The sequence below is a fragment of the Methanothermobacter sp. genome (genome assembly GCF_030055435.1).
Classification (GTDB): Archaea; Methanobacteriota; Methanobacteria; order Methanobacteriales; family Methanothermobacteraceae; genus Methanothermobacter.
Map to the genome: position 1 here is coordinate 70,639 of NZ_JASFYG010000006.1, position 15,486 is coordinate 86,124.

General features: G+C 46.8%; 23 protein-coding genes. 11 read left to right on the top strand and 12 right to left on the bottom strand.

Annotated features, from left to right (window positions below):
- The first annotated feature begins 73 nt into the window (after positions 1-73).
- Entirely contained in the window at positions 74-1,468 is a 1,395-nt protein-coding gene (locus tag QFX30_RS07700; RefSeq protein ID WP_300490493.1) for a M48 family metallopeptidase, read from the top strand.
- A gap of 38 nt (positions 1,469-1,506) precedes the next feature.
- Here QFX30_RS07700 and QFX30_RS07705 read toward each other — a convergent pair whose 3' ends face one another.
- Positions 1,507-1,833: a hypothetical protein gene (locus QFX30_RS07705; protein WP_300490495.1), complete on the bottom strand. Its 327-nt coding sequence runs from the start codon at positions 1,831-1,833 to the stop codon at positions 1,507-1,509.
- A 108-nt stretch (positions 1,834-1,941) separates the two neighbouring features.
- Here QFX30_RS07705 and QFX30_RS07710 point away from each other — a divergent pair, with 108 nt between their 5' ends.
- Genes QFX30_RS07710 through QFX30_RS07730 form a run of 5 tightly spaced genes read left to right on the top strand, consistent with a single transcriptional unit; the run spans position 1,942 to position 4,222 of the window.
- Complete coding sequence (locus QFX30_RS07710) at positions 1,942-2,172, top strand: ferredoxin (protein ID WP_300490497.1); 231 nt, start codon at positions 1,942-1,944, stop codon at positions 2,170-2,172.
- 24 nt (positions 2,173-2,196) lie between these two features.
- Positions 2,197-3,159: an alpha/beta fold hydrolase gene (locus tag QFX30_RS07715; protein ID WP_300490500.1), complete on the top strand. Its 963-nt coding sequence runs from the start codon at positions 2,197-2,199 to the stop codon at positions 3,157-3,159.
- Positions 3,160-3,178: 19 nt separating this feature from the next.
- Complete coding sequence (locus QFX30_RS07720; RefSeq protein WP_238523411.1) at positions 3,179-3,451, top strand: DUF5750 family protein; 273 nt, start codon at positions 3,179-3,181, stop codon at positions 3,449-3,451.
- A 50-nt stretch (positions 3,452-3,501) separates the two neighbouring features.
- On the top strand, positions 3,502-3,792 hold the full coding sequence (locus tag QFX30_RS07725; protein ID WP_300490503.1) for a hypothetical protein: 291 nt from the start codon (positions 3,502-3,504) through the stop codon (positions 3,790-3,792).
- The gene (locus QFX30_RS07730; RefSeq protein WP_300490506.1) at positions 3,782-4,222 is read left to right on the top strand and encodes an HIT family protein; all 441 of its coding nucleotides are present in this window, start codon (positions 3,782-3,784) and stop codon (positions 4,220-4,222) included. The genes QFX30_RS07725 and QFX30_RS07730 overlap by 11 nt, the downstream gene beginning before the upstream one ends.
- Before the next feature lie 133 nt (positions 4,223-4,355).
- On the opposite strand, the gene QFX30_RS07735 is transcribed toward QFX30_RS07730, so the two are convergent.
- Positions 4,356-4,763: a ferritin-like domain-containing protein gene (locus QFX30_RS07735; RefSeq protein ID WP_300490509.1), complete on the bottom strand. Its 408-nt coding sequence runs from the start codon at positions 4,761-4,763 to the stop codon at positions 4,356-4,358.
- A 106-nt stretch (positions 4,764-4,869) separates the two neighbouring features.
- Between QFX30_RS07735 and QFX30_RS07740 the strand changes: the two genes are divergently transcribed.
- Positions 4,870-5,970 (top strand): DUF362 domain-containing protein, encoded by a 1,101-nt coding sequence (locus tag QFX30_RS07740; RefSeq protein ID WP_300490512.1) that lies wholly within the window; start codon positions 4,870-4,872, stop codon positions 5,968-5,970.
- 46 nt (positions 5,971-6,016) lie between these two features.
- On the opposite strand, the gene nadA is transcribed toward QFX30_RS07740, so the two are convergent.
- From nadA to rnz, 7 genes are all read right to left on the bottom strand, one after another.
- Entirely contained in the window at positions 6,017-6,934 is a 918-nt protein-coding gene (gene nadA / locus QFX30_RS07745; RefSeq protein ID WP_300490515.1) for a quinolinate synthase, read from the bottom strand.
- Positions 6,935-7,265: 331 nt separating this feature from the next.
- Positions 7,266-7,445 carry a hypothetical protein gene (locus tag QFX30_RS07750; protein WP_300490518.1) on the bottom strand — a complete coding sequence of 60 codons (180 nt, stop codon included), beginning with the start codon at positions 7,443-7,445 and terminating at the stop codon, positions 7,266-7,268.
- Positions 7,420-7,596, bottom strand: coding sequence for a hypothetical protein (locus tag QFX30_RS07755; protein WP_300490520.1), 177 nt, complete (start codon positions 7,594-7,596; stop codon positions 7,420-7,422). Before QFX30_RS07755 ends, QFX30_RS07750 begins: the two co-directional genes overlap by 26 nt.
- A gap of 12 nt (positions 7,597-7,608) precedes the next feature.
- A complete protein-coding gene (locus QFX30_RS07760) occupies positions 7,609-7,998 on the bottom strand; it encodes a hypothetical protein (RefSeq protein WP_300490522.1) in 390 nt (129 codons plus the stop codon).
- 225 nt (positions 7,999-8,223) lie between these two features.
- On the bottom strand, positions 8,224-8,832 hold the full coding sequence (locus QFX30_RS07765) for a class E sortase (RefSeq protein ID WP_300490525.1): 609 nt from the start codon (positions 8,830-8,832) through the stop codon (positions 8,224-8,226).
- Positions 8,829-9,593, bottom strand: coding sequence for a mechanosensitive ion channel family protein (locus QFX30_RS07770; protein ID WP_300490528.1), 765 nt, complete (start codon positions 9,591-9,593; stop codon positions 8,829-8,831). The genes QFX30_RS07765 and QFX30_RS07770 overlap by 4 nt, the downstream gene beginning before the upstream one ends.
- A complete protein-coding gene (gene rnz, locus QFX30_RS07775) occupies positions 9,571-10,491 on the bottom strand; it encodes a ribonuclease Z (RefSeq protein WP_300490531.1) in 921 nt (306 codons plus the stop codon). The genes QFX30_RS07770 and rnz overlap by 23 nt, the downstream gene beginning before the upstream one ends.
- Before the next feature lie 102 nt (positions 10,492-10,593).
- On the opposite strand from rnz, the gene nadC reads away from it, so the two are divergent.
- Positions 10,594-11,433 (top strand): carboxylating nicotinate-nucleotide diphosphorylase, encoded by an 840-nt coding sequence (gene nadC / locus QFX30_RS07780; RefSeq protein WP_300490534.1) that lies wholly within the window; start codon positions 10,594-10,596, stop codon positions 11,431-11,433.
- Between the two features lie 139 nt (positions 11,434-11,572).
- Positions 11,573-11,965 (top strand): hypothetical protein, encoded by a 393-nt coding sequence (locus QFX30_RS07785; protein WP_300490537.1) that lies wholly within the window; start codon positions 11,573-11,575, stop codon positions 11,963-11,965.
- Here QFX30_RS07785 and QFX30_RS07790 read toward each other — a convergent pair.
- The 3 genes from QFX30_RS07790 to QFX30_RS07800 form a co-directional block, all read right to left on the bottom strand.
- Positions 11,962-12,537, bottom strand: coding sequence for a ZPR1 zinc finger domain-containing protein (locus tag QFX30_RS07790; protein WP_300490540.1), 576 nt, complete (start codon positions 12,535-12,537; stop codon positions 11,962-11,964). The genes QFX30_RS07785 and QFX30_RS07790 overlap by 4 nt on opposite strands.
- 73 nt (positions 12,538-12,610) lie before the next feature.
- Positions 12,611-13,570: a 3H domain-containing protein gene (locus QFX30_RS07795; protein ID WP_300490544.1), complete on the bottom strand. Its 960-nt coding sequence runs from the start codon at positions 13,568-13,570 to the stop codon at positions 12,611-12,613.
- Positions 13,571-13,597: 27 nt separating this feature from the next.
- A complete protein-coding gene (locus tag QFX30_RS07800; protein WP_010877438.1) occupies positions 13,598-13,945 on the bottom strand; it encodes a roadblock/LC7 domain-containing protein in 348 nt (115 codons plus the stop codon).
- 128 nt (positions 13,946-14,073) lie between these two features.
- Here QFX30_RS07800 and QFX30_RS07805 point away from each other — a divergent pair, with 128 nt between their 5' ends.
- Positions 14,074-15,126 carry a DUF1611 domain-containing protein gene (locus QFX30_RS07805; protein WP_300490548.1) on the top strand — a complete coding sequence of 351 codons (1,053 nt, stop codon included), beginning with the start codon at positions 14,074-14,076 and terminating at the stop codon, positions 15,124-15,126.
- On the top strand, positions 15,127-15,486 hold the full coding sequence (locus tag QFX30_RS07810) for a cell division protein SepF (protein ID WP_300490550.1): 360 nt from the start codon (positions 15,127-15,129) through the stop codon (positions 15,484-15,486).

The following is a 15,486-nucleotide window of genomic DNA, read 5'->3' on the forward strand; positions in this document are numbered from 1 at the left end:
GATTTAATATCAATGCTGAAGTTATATATACTCTGCGAGGCAGTGCCACAAGAGAAATGAAAGTTGGTTGTATATGATAAAGGAATTTGTTATAGGAACCGAGCTTGCACCTGCATATTATGGGGATCTCCTTGAGTTCATCCGGCGCTACTATCTCATGCCCGGCGACTTCAATGAAATAAGAAGAGATGGTCTGAGGCTTGTTTTCAGGGCATGGAGGGATGAGGCGATAATATATGGTGAGATAATCGCCGGTGAAAACCTCAAACTGATCCTCGAATACCCTGCGGAACTCGGGGGATGGGCAGAGGCCATATATGAGGACATATTCACATCCATCCAGGCATTTGAGGATATGATGAGGCAGCACACCGTGTACTTTGCCTGGGTGGAGGGGGAGGATATAATCCCTGAAAGGCCCCCGACAGGGAGGGGAATGGCATCAAAGGGCATATTCGGAAGCAGCATGCTACTCGTCTATGTGCTCTTCTTTGGTGTCAACATAATCCTATTCATCATCCTGGGATTCTATGCAGTTATAGCAATCCTACTAATGCAGCTGGGCATAATACTCCTCTCGGACCGCATATACGCCAGGATGGGTGAGTGGGTTATAACCCCAGAAAACCCCAGTGTCCACATAATCCAGTTCCAGCTTCCTGAAGACGAATTCAAATTCTTCATAGACAGGATGGGTAATGAAGCGATCCTGAAAATCAAACGTGAAATTTACAGGGTTTCCCTTGCAGATAAGAGGTCCCCCACATGTGAGGATGCACGGAGTGTGCTTGAAAGATATGGCTTCAGGTGCAATCCACTCTATGAGAGGTCAAGGACCGTTAACCTTTACTCAATAATCGCGGATGCTGCAGGGGCATTCGGGATACCGGTACCCAGGATTGTTCTCTCAAACACAATGATAGCAAACGCCGCTGCAACGGGTCCAAGCCCCCGAAGGGGACTGGTACTTGTAACAACGGGCCTCCTCGTTCAGTTAACCGACGAGGAGGTGCTTGCGGTTATAGGGCATGAAATGGGGCACCTTGTCGGGCGGGACCCCATAATACTCTTCAGCATAGTCTCTGCCGAGTTCATAATGAGACTCACGGTATTACTGCCTGTTGTCCTGCTCTCTCCCCTTCTCTACATAATCATTGCAATGGGTATAATATTCTTTGTGGCCAAGTTCTTTGAGGCAAGGGCTGACCTCCTCTCTGCAATGGTTATAGGAAAACCTGAGGTCCTTGCGAGGGCCCTCAGGAAAATAGGTTACCAGAAACTGGCACTTGAGAAGTCCGGCTCCCAGAGGATATCCGGGTGGACGGCCTGGGACCCCCACCCCCCCATATACTTCAGGATAAAAAGGCTTGAAACTCTGAGAGATTATGAGAACGTGAAAAGTCCCCTCATCAGATCAGCGGTTGATGTGATACGGGGCTTTAGGGACTCTCTAAGGCAGTTTTTTTAGGTTATGGCTGGTTATCTCAGAAAATTCACAATCTGATTTCATTCAAATCTTGAGAGGGCCTCTGCAACATCATCAAGTTTTATCTCATCGGGGCCCTGGATACCATACCTCATGCATATGGATTCAACGGGTTCACGGTTTACAAGGTAATCAAAGAGGTCCCTGTACTCATCTTCACTGTGATCATGGTCCTCACGTGTGAACTCCGCAAGTTCAACTATGGCCTCCCTTAAGAGGTCATCTATTCCCCTTTTACTGGCCAGGTTGTCAAGGAAATCATTTCTTTTAAGGTCCTCCCCAAAGAATTTTTTAAATGACCTTCTCTGCTGGAGGCCCTTGTAGATGATTATGAGTTTATCCTGCATTTCCCGCGCTTCACTCTTTCTGATAATCTGAAACCCTCCATTCAATCACTAAATATTTTTATCAATTTCACCATACAATAAAACAGTTCTGATTCTCAGGGTGATAACATGTACAGGCTTGAACTCGATAGGACCATGTGTATATCATGCGGAAACTGTATTGAAAACTGCCCGGAACTATTTGAATTCGCGGATGACGGCATTTCATCCATTATGGGTGTTGATTTATCTGATATTCAGGTTAAGGAATTTGATGACCCATCATGCAGCGAAAAGGCGGCAGCCAACTGTCCTGTCATGTGCATAAAGCTTTACAGGGATGGTGAGGAGATTACATAGTATTGTTGCTTAAGGAGCATTAAAATGGAGGAAGGCAAACCATCATACTTCAATCTCCCTGAATTCAGATTTGAATCAGGAGAAAAACTCAGAAATGTAAGGGTTGAATACAAAACCATAGGGAGACCCTCCCTGAATGATGAGGGTGAGATAGATAATGCTGTAGTCTATATCCATGGGTGGAGCGGGGACTTTTCTTCAGTTAAAAGGATAGCTGACCTCACAGAACCTGGAGGAGCCCTTGACGGGTTCTTTATAATATCCATGAGCTCACTGGGGTCTCCGGGTTCGGCTTCACCATCCACTACATCACTTGGAGATGAATTTCCCGCCTACACAGTACTCGACATGGTGAACTTCCAGAGACAGTTTCTCAATGAAAAATTTGGCATAAAAAAGGTCAGTGGAGTCATAGGGACATCAATGGGGGGATTTCAGGCGCTACAGTGGGCTGCAGAGTACCCTGATGAAATGGAGTTCCTCATGCCCCTTGTAACCTCCTGGAGAACAAGGGGAGTTAACTATGCACTCTTCAGTTACATGAACCACCTTATTGAGTCAGACCCTGACTTTGCCGCGGGCAGAAAACCGAGGAGGGCACTGTCACTTTCATCCATGCTCATGTACCTCTATGGACTCTCAAGGGAATACTACAGTGGCCTTGAAAAGCCTGAGCTGGAGTCGGCGATGAGGGATATGGGGTCAGAGGGGGAACTCATGGACCCCTATGATGTGCTGTGGAGGAACCGGGCCGCCATGAACCATGACCTGGAGGGTAAGCTCAGCAGGATAAGGGCAAGGACCCTCATATTTGGGGTGAACCAGGACCAGTACTTCCCACCGGAACTTGACACGATCCCCATGGCCGAACTCATACCTGGCTCCGAGTTGATTCTATTTGATTCTGAGTGCGGACATCTGGGAGTGAATGAGATAGGTAAATATGGTGAAATCATAGCTTCATTCATTAAAGGTGACAGCGAATAAGGAAGGTGTTTACTTGCAGGTGAAGGTTGAGGATTTTGGCTTCAGTGAGGATAAATGCATGAACTATGTACTCTACAGGGTATCAGACATTGATGATGATGTCAGAAGGAAACTCATGGAGAGACTCGAGGAGGACACAGAGGAGGATAACGGAGACCTTCTCATAACAGTTTTCTATGCACCGGAGTACTTCCCCTTTGGCTCAGAGGAGGCAAAGGTGCGCATGGACGACTTCATTGCAAGGGAGGAAATTGAGATGACGGTATTCCTCTCCAGCGTCCTCGAGGACTGAAGCCATCCAGATAACCATGAGTTGCCGGTTCAGGTGGAGATAGGGGTGACATGAATTCGGAACCTTCTGTGGAAGTTAAAAAAATCGAAAAATCCGGTGATAAATGGAAGGTGGTTCTGGAAGTAGGTATTCCAGGACAGGGACTATTAGAGGTTCTGGATGAACTTGAAAGAAGATTCAGGGACTACTCATTTCGTGCAGATGGAAGGAATATAACCGTTGAGGCATCATTCAGGATCCTGGAACCATGGGAGGATGAACCGGCGGAGGATGTGGCCGAGTCCATGGCACTGGAACTTCTCTCCTTCATAACTGCGGGGGGACATCGGGGTGAAATTTGATGACTACAAGTTTGGCAAATACCTCTATGAGAGGAAGAGGTGGGTTGTGTTTCTCGCACCAAACCAGAGCAACCTTGGAACCTGTGTAGTAGCCCTTAAAAGGAGGGAAGAGTTTCTTGGAAACCTAAAGAAGGATGAATGGGATGAAATGTTCCTTATAATATCTGAACTTGAAAATGCAGTGAGAAAGGCATTTGGGGCCGCCATGTTCAACTGGGGCGTCCTTCTTAACTCCTTTTACCGTGAAAACGCCCCTCCACCACAACTGCACTGGCACTTCATCCCCCGCTACAGAGGGGAGGTAATCGTAAATGGGGAGGTCTTTGATGATCCGTTCTTCGGTTACATGAGGCCAAGGCCCCCAAAGAATATCTCAGAGGAGACCTTAAAGGAAATACGGAATAAAATGCTGGCATGGATAGAAAGGTAGAATTGCGTGAATGGATACAGAACGTTCGGGTAGAGAAGCTGGACTTGAAATAATGCTTCGGATGGATGTTTAAGATTAAAAAATTTATTTTTTGATCTGCGGACAGTGAGCGTACCGAATTTTATACAGAAAATTATCGAAGACGCTCCAGCCGTTCCCTGAACTCCTTGCGGTGCCTCTTTTCCTCATCAATTATATGCCTTAAAACCCCGGCAACCTCATCATCATCGATTATCTCTATCTGCCTCTCGTACTCTTCAATACCCTCTGTCTCCTTCTGGATCTGCCTTTCAAGGCCCTCAATCAGATCTTCACCAATGTACTCCACCTTTCCTATCTCCATTGAGGGCCTGCCACCCCTCTTTGTTATGAGGTCAGCAAGCCACCACATGTGCCTCATCTCATCTGCCGCGATGCCTTCAGTTAGCCTGCTGAGGTCACAGTCCTCTATAACAAACGCGTTGTAGGTATACATCATGGTCGCCTCAAGTTCATGGCGAAAGTCGATATTCAGGAGTTCTATTATCCTTTCAGTGTCCATAAAAACCCACCTCAACGTAATATCTGTCCATCTGGATATATAAGTGGTTCTCACCGTGAGAAAAAGTCCATATACCCTCTGAAATAAATAGAATAATGGTGATTGGATGCCAGCGGAGGTTTATTTTTCAGATTTCAGGGCAAGGTCCAGGAACGAGAACAGGGGCATGAAGATACAGAGGATATTTGACGCGGCCTTTGGCGAACCCTTCTCTGGGGATGACATCGTGGCTGTTAAGGTGCACTTTGGTGAGCGGGGCAACGACTCCTATGTTAGTCCTGTTCTGGTGCGCCACGTAATTGAAAGGATAAGGGAGAGCGGGGCATCCCCTTTCCTCACAGATACCAACACCCTCTACTATGGTTCAAGGCACAATTCGGTTGATCACATTGAAACAGCCATACTCAATGGCTTTGACTATTCTGTTGCCGGGGCACCCGTTATAATTGCAGATGGGCTTCATGGAAACAATGAGGTAACTGTGCCTGTGAAGGGAAGGCACTTCAGTGAGGTTAAAATAGCAGGTGACATTGCCGCGGCATCAGCAATGGTTGTCATATCACACTTCAAGGGCCACGGGATGAGCGGCTTTGGAGGGGCCCTCAAGAACCTTGCAATGGGATGCGCCACCATCCAGGGAAAGATTGAACAGCACGAATGCGCAAAACCCGTGGTGATGGGCGAATGCACTGAATGCGGGGAGTGCATCTCTGAATGTCCGGTGGATGCCATGACCCTAAATGACGGCGTCATGATAGAATACGACAGGTGCATTGCCTGCATGAACTGCCTTGACACCTGCCCCAGGGGCGTATTTGACCTTGACTGGGAGAGGGACATACCTGAGTTCATTGAGAGAATGATGGAGTACGCTCTCGGGGTAACATCCACCATTGACAGTATATTCTACCTGAACTTCCTCATGGATATAACCCCTGACTGTGACTGTGTGCCATGGAGTGACAGGAACATAGTTCCCGACATAGGGGTGCTGGCATCTGAGGACCCTGTTGCAGTAGACACAGCAAGTTACCACCTTGTGAATCAGGAGGAGGGAATCAGGGGGTCAATGCTCGAGGAAAACCATGAGACCGGTGGGGATAAGTTCAGGGGGGTGTGGGGTGACGTTGATGGAACCCACCAGCTGGTATATGCAGAGAAACTGGGTATGGGGGTGCGTGATTACAGGCTGATTGAAATACAATAATAAGTGCACAGGGAGTATTGAATCGTAACGGAGTGAGGTTTGGCTGTTACTGACGGGATACCTCTATCATCCTCTCAACAGCCCTCCTGGCCCTTTTAGCCACATCATCAGGAACCGTTACAGTGAATTCCTCATTGACCAGTGAATTTTTAACCTTCTCAAGGGTGTGGAGTTTCATGTTCTCACATATGGCCTCTGCGAGGAGGGGGATTGTTTCCTTGTCTGATTCAAGATCGATACGTGTTTTCATGTCAACCTCTGTACCGATTATGAATTGCTTCCTGTCTGACTCAAGTACCCTCCGCAGCATTCCTCCGGTGCTCAGGATGTGGTCCGCCAGTTCCTGAACTTCAGGGTCACATTCAGGGTGTATGAGGAGTTCAGCGTCGGGGTACTCCTCCCTCTTTGCAGCAACATCGGCGACAGTGAACATCTTATGGACGTAGCAGTAGCCGTTCTCCGGGATGGGGATTATCCTCTTGTCGGTGTGCTGCTGAACATACCATGCAAGGTTTCTGTCGGGACCAAAGAGTATGAGGTCCTCATCCAGACTTTCAACAATCTTAACGGCATTTGCAGATGTGCAGAGAATATCTGCCTCTGCCTTTGCCTCTGCAAGGGTGTTAACGTATAAGACAACTGCAGCATCAGGATATCTTTTTCTTGCCTTCCTTACTTCCTCTGCACTTAGCATGTGTGCCATGGGACACTCCGCACCCCTGTCGGGTATCAGGATCTTCTTATCAGGGTTGAGGATGTAGGCTGTCTCGGCCATGAAGTCCACGCCACAGAAAACAACAATGTCCCTATCATGTATCTCACTTGCCTTTATGCAGAGTTCAAGTGAGTCCCCTTTAAAGTCTGCAATTTCCTGTATCTCCTTTTTCTGGTAGTTATGGGCAAGTATGATAGCATTTTTTTCCTTCTTCAACTTCAGAATATCCCTTTGCAGTTGATTTAACATAAGCGTCCCTACTGAAAAATTATATTGATAGAATCAAGAATTAAGGCAATATATCTATAGGGGTTAATGTTTTATAAATATTTCCATGAAGGAAGCACCCTGCGTGAAATCATCCTTTATTCTGGAACTTTGGGGTCCTTTAATCCCAGATCTGCCTTAACTCCTGCTGGATGGTATCTGTTATACCACGTTTATCCATGCATCCTGGTAGGCCCTGTAGATGGCTGTAAACTCGGGCCTTATCATGCCCCTGAATGCACCATATCCCATAACACGCCCTTAATTCTCTGTTATTGATGTGATTATTATTTCTATCTCCCTCTTTATCTCCTCAAGGCTGTATCCTGCAGCTGATATTTTCCCTCAATTTTTTGAAGTCAACTGATGCATTGCTCAGGACACCAACCCCCTTAAGGGTTATTGGACATTCGTCGTGTGGAAGGGATTTGCGGAGCATACCCCCTGCAGGGCCCACACCCCTGATTTTACTGGCCCCCGATTGACATTGCAAGGAGGAGATGCTCATAGATAAGAAGCGCTGTTTTCCTCCGGGCTTCGGGGTCAGCTGGGACATCAATGGCTTTGAGTTCCGGGAGGGATAGTGGCGTCCTCAACTCGGGAATGGCCGGTGACTCCTGGGATCCTTTAACCTTCCCTTCCATCATGGGTTTTTTCTATTTTTTCTTCAAGAGTCTCTGGTTTTCCAATGTCAGGTTTTTTAGTACTTCTACCTCATTCACCACGTCAGTACTGATACCATGCACGGTTTCCTTTTCCCGCCCAAGGGCTTCAGCTTTCTGTTCTGCAATCGTAACATTGATCTTATCACCCAGGATCCCACTGACATGGGAACCCTCAGATTGAGGGGTGGCATCTGCCTCAAGCTCCATGGTTAATTTAATCCTTGCTGCTGATGACTCCTCCTTGACATATTCCGGTTCATGAAGTATTTCAGGGTATGAAAGTCTCTCCATGACCCCTTCTTGAAAGAGGATCACCTTGCCAAGGTTTGACCTTTTAGCAGCAAGCACAAGGAGATGGAGGTCATCGTTGAGCAGAACCATCTTCCCCAGGGAAACTCAATAACGGTAGACTGATAGTCCCCGCCCTTTTGAGGAGTTACCTGAAGCATCTGCCATTACACTGGCCATGGATCCAAGGTTTCCGCTGGAGATTACCCTGCTGTAGAGGATGCTGCCTGAACTGTCAGTTACGATTACCCCCTCAACACCTTCACCCTCCAGGATTTCACCAACTATTGATTTTCAGGTATTCTAAAACCCCCCCACTCAGATGTTCTCTCTACGCACAAGTTTGCAGTGTGTTATCCAGGCAGCCTTCTTTTCGCCTGGAGGATAACACGTTATGAGCATGAGCCTGGCCTCCCCACCCTGAGCGAAGCGCACTGGATTGACCTTATAGTCCCATCTTATATCATCACCATTGGATGTCACCACATATACGTAGCGCATTGAGGAGAGATGATCCTCTATTATAACCGTGTCCCCCTTCCTGAGGGCACCTATCCTCCTGAATGGTCCTGAATAGGTGGTTCTATGCCCCAGAATCCCACAGTCGCCTTTAGACCCTGGCATGACACTTTCAGGGTAGTGGTAGACTGATTCATAGGCATTCACGGTGTCCTCCCTTATCCAGCACCTGACACCTATTGAAGGTATTATGAGCTTACCAATTATCGGTCCGTTTGAACCTGCAGCTGTGGTGGGGCCTGAAGGGAGGGGGTCAAAAAGTTCTCTGGGTGCATTCCTGTAGTTTTCAAGGTGAATCCTTGACCTTTCCAGCACCTGGTAATCCTCAAAGGCCTTTATAATGATGCCTGAACTAACAGATACGAAGAAAAGGCATATGATGACTGCGTAGATGCTGTTTCTTCTCATTCAAAACCCTGCATTTGATCATGTTTAGAATAACCTTCAAGGACCTTTTTCACATGAGACGCAATCACGTAACGGTATTTTGTTACCTTTCGCGGATCTGGGATCCAGGCTGTCACCTTTGCCTTTATCCCTGTATCTGTAAATTCAAGGACAATGAGGCCGGGCGCGGGGTCCTTCAGTATACCTGGAACCCCCATGAGAATATCCTTAACTTCAGATTCAAATTTTTCAATATCAACATCGTAGTCAAGGCTGACCTTGAGTTCAACCCTCCTCCTTTCCTCTGCACTGTAGTTGACGTAGGCTGTTTTGGAGAAGGTTGAGTTTGGCACCGTTACTATTTTGGCGTCAGGGGTTTTTATTGTTGTTGTCCTGAAACCCACCCTTTTAACCTTACCCTTCTGACCGGCAACCTCAATGGTGTCACCCACCCTGAAACTCTTATCAGCCAGTATGAAAATCCCGGAAATGAAGTTGGATATGATGTCCCTTGATGCAAAACCCACCGAGACACCTGCTATACCCAGACTCACGGTTATAGCGGTCACGTCTATTCCAAGTTCCCTCAGGACTATGCTAAGGGCTATGATGTATATGCTGTATTTTATTATGTCGTTGAGGACCTGTATGAGTGTAAGGTCAAGGTCCCATTTTCTGGTGGACCTTCTGAGGAAATATGAGGCCCACTTAACAAGAAGAACAGCTGTCATCACCGTGACGATTATGATAAGTATGGTTTCAGGCGCTGGACTTGGAATCATCAGCCTTCACCTCCACGGTCATGAGGTCATCTGCCACATAGGTTTCAGGGAAAACCTCCCTTGCGGCGTTCAGAATAACCTCGATCCTCTTGTATCTGGTGCTGAGATGTGTGAGTATCAGCCTCCTGACACAGGCAGATGCAGCGACCTCTGCAGCTTCCCTTGCAGTGGAATGCCCACTTTCAGACGCCTTATCTTCACTTCCAGCCTCAAAGGTTGACTCATGTATCAGAAGGTCCGCTTCACGGGCAAGATTTATAACAGACTCACAGGGACGGGTGTCCCCTGAGTAGCATATCTTCACACCCCGCCGTGGGCTTCCAAGGACCTCCTCTGGTTTTATGATCCTGTCACCAACCCTTACGGGTATGCCCCTGTGCAGCTTCCCGAAGGCGGGTCCCGGTTTGAGTCCAAGTTCAATGGCCTTCTCCCTGAGGAACCTGGGCCTCTTCTTCTCCTCAAAACAGTAGGCGAGGTTGAATACCGAATGGGAGGCGGGTGCTGAGGTAATACGGTAATCTTCCTCCTCAATGACGGCGCCGCCCCTCACCTCATTCACATGGATATCAAAGTCGAGCGTGAAGTAGCCCAGCTTCATGATGGATTCGTGGAGTTCATGGATCCCAGGGGGCCCATATATTTCAAGGGGTTCCTGACGCCCCCTGAAGCCCATTGACTGTATCATTCCGGGTATTCCAAGGATATGGTCCCCGTGTAGATGTGTTATGAACATCCTTGTAACCTTCATGGGACTGATGCCTGCAAGGGCCATCTGTCTCTGAGTTCCCTCACCACAGTCAAACAGAAATACCTCACCGGGGATTCGAAGTGCTATTGATGTGTGGTTCCTGTTCTTTGAGGGGACAGCTGATGATGTACCCAGAAATGTGACTTCCATCATATCACTCTTTCAACGGTTTTTGGAGGATATCTGCTGGCGATCTGCTCCATGGACATAAAATTTATAATTCTTCCCTTTATATTAATTTAGGGGATCTTCATGATTGACGTTCTCAGGGAAATGATCAGGGCAGACGTGGGATTTGAGGATATAACAACCGAGGCACTTGTTGAAAGGGGCACAGTGGCAGTGGCGGATGTTATAGCCGGAGAGGATGGCATAATTGCAGGTGTGGACGTTGCAGGGATCATAGCTGCTGAATTCGGAATCGAAATAGACAGGCTGAAAATGGATGGTGATTCTGTTAAAGCCGGTGAAAGGGTTATAATTCTTGAGGGGGAAGCTTCGGATATCCTAAAGATTGAAAGGACAATGCTGAACCTCATGATGAGAATGAGCGGTATAGCCACCCTCACACGAAGTATGCTGGAGCGGGTGAGGGCACTGAACCCCGATATAAGGATAGCAGCCACCAGAAAGACAACTCCTGGACTGCAGTGGTTTGAAAAGCAGGCAGTTAAAATTGGTGGTGGGGACACCCATCGATTCAGGCTTGATGACTGTGCAATGATCAAGGACAACCACATAGCAATAGCTGGAAGTGTGGGGGACGCTGTGAGGCGGGTTAAGGAACATGTGAGCTTCACAAAGAAGGTTGAGGTTGAGGTTGAAAGGCCAGAGGACGCTGTAATGGCGGCAGATGCAGGGGCCGACATCATCCTGCTTGATAATATGAAGCCAGGGGACGTCAGGAAAGCACTTGAAGAACTCGAAAGTGCCGGGATCCGGGACAGGGTGATTGTTGAGGCATCAGGAGGTATAAAACCTGAAAATATAGATAAATATGCTTCCACCGGAGTTGATGTGATATCAATGGGCTTTATAACCACATCAGCCAATCCACTTGACCTCAGCCTTGAGATAAGGGAACTAAAATGACCTTTGTTTCTGGTGATCAGAACCCTTAATTATATTGAAGATACTACTGATTTCTGTTGTTATATTCGGTGTTTCTTTGATTATATGGAATACATTTATATACCTTTAGTCTGATATAGTCACATGGAGGTAGAAACCTATGGAGAATAATGAAGAGATTCAGAATAACAATGCTGATATGGAAGCTGAAGAGGAAACCGAGGAATTACCCTTTGCCAAGGCAGAGGTTGTCAGGCTCATGAAACAGCACCTTGACAGTGACAAGATGATACGTGAAAGGGTCAAGATTGAAATGAACAAGTTCCTCGGAGAAATTCTCGCTAAAGTATGCCAGCAGCTTAACCAGTACCCCTACGCCACAGTGGAATATGAGATGCTCAAGGAGTGCATCTACCCCTACAAGAACATTGAAAGGATAAACCAGGAAAAGGAACGCCTCCTGGCACACCTTGAGGCAATAAAGGCCGACTGTGATTCAATGGCTATGGATATCAAACGTACACTCAAACTAAGGGATGTTGATGAGGACTAATCCTCCTCATCAATCTCATCTGACTCAAAAACCAAAAATCCCGTCTTGAGGGATTTTATTTCTTCATCTGAGAGCTTTTCCCTAACAGCACGGGGGTGGCCAACAAAGCTCTGACCGAGTGGATCCTCAATTATAACTGTGACATTTCTTTTTCCCCCGCGAACTTCACGGAGCATTTCCAGGATCTCTGAGGCCTTTTCCTTTGATTCATCCTCCTCAAAGAGGTTGATGGCTGTTTTGACGGCGGTTTCAAATCGCTCAACAACACCCTCAATGTTGGAAATGTAACCTGTTGACCTGGGCCCCGGTTCAACCTTGAGTCCGAGTTCAGGTATCCTTATGGTTGCTGACTGGGACTTAACGACCCTTGCGTTGAGTGTTTTGTCACCCACCTCGATCGTGTACCTTGATGGTTCCTTCTGATCAAGGCAAATTATATCTGTGCTTCTGTAGCCACACCTGCTGCAGAGTAGTATGGATTCCATTATCTCTCCAAAGTAGGGGATCTTCTCAACCCTGGTGATGGCTGTCATACACTTCTCTCCACTGCAGACTGGGCAGTCGATCTTCATATTTTGCTGGTTCAATCTGTCACCCCTTGCTCTGATTAAAGATCGTGAATTAAGTGATGGATCATCCTGGCGTTTAGTTCTCTTCCTGGTAGATGAGTCCACTTTCCTTAAGTTCATTGACTATTGCCTGAAGACTTTCCGGATCCGGTGCACATATCCTGTGGCTGTGTATGTTATCTGAAAGCGTGTAAAGCCTTTCAAGATCTCTTTTTCGCTTTGGACTCTCATTTAACCGCTTAAGAAACCTTTCAGCCTCAACGGGATCATATACATTGACCTCACGTTTGAGTGGCTGTGAAAATCCAGGTATTGGATAGGATACGTCAACGATTCTTCCACCATGTCTCTTAATGATAATGTCTATAACCTCAGCGAGGCGTTCAACAGGGTGCTGAAGCGTCACCTCAGTGCAGTTTTCCCTTATGAATGACAGCATCCTTTTAATGGTACACTTTATGTCGTCGTTGTTGATCACCGGCACGTCATGCTCCCTCGCCTTCCTCACAAGGTAGTCATGTATGACACGGTTCTCACGGAAGTATTCAAGGTGTTTTCCACCCCTCTTAACCTCCATGGCCCTCTTAACGAAACGCTCCTTATGGACATTCTCCTCGGCAGACAGGACAAAAAAATGAATTGATGCAATTTCCTCAAATTTCTCAATGTTCAGGAGGCCGGGCAGGAGGTGGACGCCCTCTATGGCCACATCGTCAGAGTCAGCAACAGCCCTTTCGATAACCTTTTCAACTGCAGGAATAACAAATGAGGCGTGCTCCTCAAAACCCGCACATATAAGTGACTCAATATTGTTATTACGGAAGCGCTCCTTGTCTCTTAGTGTTGTGTAGGCATCAAATGAGGACTTATGGAGTGCGGGAGCATAATCTGGCCCAATTATGCCCCTTACGATCTCCCTTATGAAATCTGTTTCTATAAGGTGCTTTATGTTTAGCTCCTTGGCAAGTTCTGATGCAACGGTGGACTTTCCAATTCCTGAAGCACTTCCTATAAGTATCACATAGGGTTTTCTCAATTTTCACGCCCCATAATTAAAATATGGTTATGTAAGGAGATCCTTAACGCGTTCGGCACTTCTCCTCATCTCAATACGAATAAGACCAAGATTTATATCAACATCAGTTATCAGTACAAGTATTCCCTCCCCGGCGTCTATCATGAGGGTCTTACCCCTGGTACCCTCAATCATGACCTGTTCAAGGGGCTCATGCTTTATCTCCTCGGCGGACCTTTCTGCAGTACCGAAAACTGCTGAAGCCATTGCAGCGACCAGTTCCCCATCTATATCGGATGGAACCTCACTTTCGATTACAAGACCATCCTTACCAACAACGAGGGAACCATTTACCCCATTGATCCTACCTAAATCTTTAAGTATTCTTGCTATCATACTATGCCTCCATAAACAGAGTATTCTACCCAAAATATATATGCTTTAAGCATTTATTAATTAAATGAGTATGACTAACTAATTAACAGTTTCTATTTGATTCCAGCAAGTATTAAAGGAGTGATTATTTGCACATATTATCTTCTGTCGAGGAACTGAGGGAGCTGAATCCGTTTATAATCATTGGATGTGGTGGCGGAGGAGAGAAATTTGCAAATTTTGAAGGAGTCGAACCTGTCGGATTTGTTGATGATGACCCCAGAAAGCATGGAAAGGACTTCTGCGGATTTAAGGTTTCATCAAGCCTCCTCAAGCTTATACATGAGACTGATGCAAGAAGTGTTGCAATAATGCTCCCCATAGGTGCAGAGGGCACCGCCCTCAAGTATGCTGTGCAGGCGATAAATGAGGGTAAAAATGTTGTGACCTCATTCAGATCACTCCCACTGGCAGATAACACTTCCCTCATAAAATTTGCAGAACAGATGAATGTAACGATCAAGGAGATAAGCCCCCGCCTTGACAACGTAAAGAAAATATTCGGGGTTGCACCCCCTCGCTGCACAGAGGTACTCCCCAAGATAAAATACAGGCACAAATCACCGGTGGTATTTGTCGGGGGCACCTCACAGGAGTGCGGCAAACGTACAACCACAAGGCTTCTTGGGAAGGAGGCAAAGGAACGGGGCCTTGAGGCGGGAGTTATCTCGACCGATGAGATGGGTCTTGAACAGCCGGTTGACATAAATTTCCGGGCAGGAAGCCTCTCCGTTATGGATGTTGCTGCAGCTGTCATGGGGGCAGTTAAGTACCTTGAGGAGGAGAAAGATCCTGATCTGATATTCATCGAGGGTCAGTCAAGCCTCACAGAGAGAAGAAACCCCCATCCAAGGGGTTTATCGGCCTCGATACTTATAGGGGCGATGCCTGACGTTACGGTCCTATGTCACAGGCCAAACCATCCCTACAGAAAACCAAGGGGGATAAGGGATGAGATAAGGGCCATAGAGGCAATCGAGCCAACGAAGGTTATAGGAATTTCCTTAAATTTAAGAAACATGAATGACAGATCAATAATGGAAAGGTATGAAGCACGATTTGGGCTTCCTGTTGTTGATGTTAAGAATGGGGGGGCTTCAAGATTAATGGATGTGATCATGGAGCATATAGGGGAGATTTAGTTGAGGGACATTCTCGAAATGCTGAAGAAAAGTGTGGGACTTGATGAGGAAATTAAGGAACCTGAGGAAACGGAGACGATAATAGTTCCGGAGCATTCCTTCTATGAGATCATTCTCCTGAAGGCAAAGTCCATTGGGGATGTTGATGATGCCCTCTCCCAGGTGACCGATGAGAAGAATCCGGTTATACTTGATCTCACTGAGATCCAGAGAGATAATCCATCGGATTTCAAGACAGTGGGGGAACGTATAAAGGATCTCAGGGAAAATCATGGTGCAGAGGCGATACTGCTCTGCAATAAGGAGAAGAATGTAGTGATAATAACTCCGCGGGAAATTAAACTCATCAGAAAGGGGTAG

What these genes read in the sequence shown, in the direction of transcription:
- QFX30_RS07785 (WP_300490537.1), top strand. Translation starts at nt 11,573, where the DNA reads ATGGAGAATAATGAAGAGATTCAGAATAACAATGCTGATATGGAAGCT.
- QFX30_RS07715 (WP_300490500.1), top strand. Translation starts at nt 2,197, where the DNA reads ATGGAGGAAGGCAAACCATCATACTTCAATCTCCCTGAATTCAGATTT.
- QFX30_RS07765 (WP_300490525.1), bottom strand. Translation starts at nt 8,832, where the DNA reads ATGAGAAGAAACAGCATCTACGCAGTCATCATATGCCTTTTCTTCGTA.
- QFX30_RS07755 (WP_300490520.1), bottom strand. Translation starts at nt 7,596, where the DNA reads ATGGAAGGGAAGGTTAAAGGATCCCAGGAGTCACCGGCCATTCCCGAG.
- nadA (WP_300490515.1), bottom strand. Translation starts at nt 6,934, where the DNA reads ATGTTAAATCAACTGCAAAGGGATATTCTGAAGTTGAAGAAGGAAAAA.
- QFX30_RS07770 (WP_300490528.1), bottom strand. Translation starts at nt 9,593, where the DNA reads ATGATTCCAAGTCCAGCGCCTGAAACCATACTTATCATAATCGTCACG.
- QFX30_RS07700 (WP_300490493.1), top strand. Translation starts at nt 74, where the DNA reads ATGATAAAGGAATTTGTTATAGGAACCGAGCTTGCACCTGCATATTAT.
- QFX30_RS07735 (WP_300490509.1), bottom strand. Translation starts at nt 4,763, where the DNA reads ATGGACACTGAAAGGATAATAGAACTCCTGAATATCGACTTTCGCCAT.
- QFX30_RS07710 (WP_300490497.1), top strand. Translation starts at nt 1,942, where the DNA reads ATGTACAGGCTTGAACTCGATAGGACCATGTGTATATCATGCGGAAAC.
- QFX30_RS07790 (WP_300490540.1), bottom strand. Translation starts at nt 12,537, where the DNA reads ATGAAGATCGACTGCCCAGTCTGCAGTGGAGAGAAGTGTATGACAGCC.
- QFX30_RS07705 (WP_300490495.1), bottom strand. Translation starts at nt 1,833, where the DNA reads ATGCAGGATAAACTCATAATCATCTACAAGGGCCTCCAGCAGAGAAGG.
- QFX30_RS07740 (WP_300490512.1), top strand. Translation starts at nt 4,870, where the DNA reads ATGCCAGCGGAGGTTTATTTTTCAGATTTCAGGGCAAGGTCCAGGAAC.
- QFX30_RS07725 (WP_300490503.1), top strand. Translation starts at nt 3,502, where the DNA reads ATGAATTCGGAACCTTCTGTGGAAGTTAAAAAAATCGAAAAATCCGGT.
- rnz (WP_300490531.1), bottom strand. Translation starts at nt 10,491, where the DNA reads ATGGAAGTCACATTTCTGGGTACATCATCAGCTGTCCCCTCAAAGAAC.
- QFX30_RS07760 (WP_300490522.1), bottom strand. Translation starts at nt 7,998, where the DNA reads ATGGTTCTGCTCAACGATGACCTCCATCTCCTTGTGCTTGCTGCTAAA.
- nadC (WP_300490534.1), top strand. Translation starts at nt 10,594, where the DNA reads ATGATTGACGTTCTCAGGGAAATGATCAGGGCAGACGTGGGATTTGAG.
- QFX30_RS07800 (WP_010877438.1), bottom strand. Translation starts at nt 13,945, where the DNA reads ATGATAGCAAGAATACTTAAAGATTTAGGTAGGATCAATGGGGTAAAT.